The 1101-nt window shown below is 60.7% G+C and carries 1 protein-coding gene and 1 pseudogene; one reads left to right on the forward strand and one right to left on the reverse strand.

The window, feature by feature from the left end:
- Nucleotides 1-756 (forward strand): OmpA family protein (locus EOA60_RS34175; protein WP_164899821.1); only part of this gene is annotated, 756 nt, incomplete at its 5' end.
- A 194-nt stretch (nt 757-950) separates the two neighbouring features.
- On the opposite strand, the pseudogene EOA60_RS39440 reads toward EOA60_RS34175, so the two are convergent.
- Nucleotides 951-1101: pseudogene (locus EOA60_RS39440) on the reverse strand (DNA polymerase III subunit chi); the annotation flags it as partial.

Below are 1101 nucleotides of genomic sequence, written 5' to 3' on the forward strand. Positions count from 1 at the left end.
GTCCTGGGTCTTTTCGTCATTCCCCTCAGCGCCGCATTTTTCACAGCCGCCGCCCAGGAGCGCGACGTCGGGCCGAAGTGCACCCAGTGGAACTCGTACCGCGTCCTGTTCAAAAAGGGCGACAGCAAGATTTCCGACGAAACCGCGAAAGGGCTGGCGGCATTCGTCAAGGACGCCGGTCGCGATTGCGGCTACCGGCTCTACGCGACGGCCAGCAAGGAAGGCGCGTACGACAAGGCGGACGGCATTGCCGGCCAAAGGCTGAACGCCACACGCGCGTTTTTGAAAGCGCAGGGCGTCAAGCCCGAAATGGTGCTGGCGCTTTCTCATTGGGTCGACGATCGCGCCAGCGATAGGAACCAGGCGCGGAGCGCTATCCTGTATACCTTGCCGAAGCAAGGGATCTCCTGCCGGCAGTATGAAAAGCGAAGCCCTGCCCAGGTCGCCCTCTTCTTCGACAGCAGATCCTCGGTGATTTCACCCCCGGTCAAACGCGACCTCGAGAAGTTCGCCAACAGCATCAAGGATTCGCGTTGCAACGTGAGGCTGACGGCCTTGGCTGCCAAGGAGTTTATCGGCGCCGATGCGGCAGAGACGAACAAGGACCTAGCCAAGCAACGGATCAAGGCAATCATCGACATCATGACCGCGATTGGCATCGACAGCGACCGGCTGGTCGATACGAATGTTGAGTATGTCGGCGACAAAAAGCCGAATACCGCCAAAAACCGCATGGCCACCGCATCGCTGATGTAGCGCGCCTGCCGCCGGCGAATGTTACGACTTTGAAACGCCACCCGTGCTCGGAGGGGAAATGTCCGTCGAGCAAATCAAGAAGACTTGTCTTCAGGGTCAAAGTGCATATCGCCGGCCAAATCCACCGACAGGTGAAGGACCTTCCGCCCAGCACGAAAATCCACAAGGCGACGATAATCGACCGCTGATCACTCTCACGCCTTGCGCTCCCAGCGACGGTCGGGCGTCTGCTGCCAGTAGGTCACCGCGTGGCCGGCTTCCTTCATCGTCTTCCAGTGGCTACGCGCGCCCTCGAGCTGCGCCGCGTCGTGGCCGTCGAACAGGAAGACGGCGCGCTCGTAGCCC

Source organism: Mesorhizobium sp. M1A.F.Ca.IN.020.06.1.1 (assembly GCF_004023265.1).
GTDB lineage: Bacteria > Pseudomonadota > Alphaproteobacteria > Rhizobiales > Rhizobiaceae > Mesorhizobium.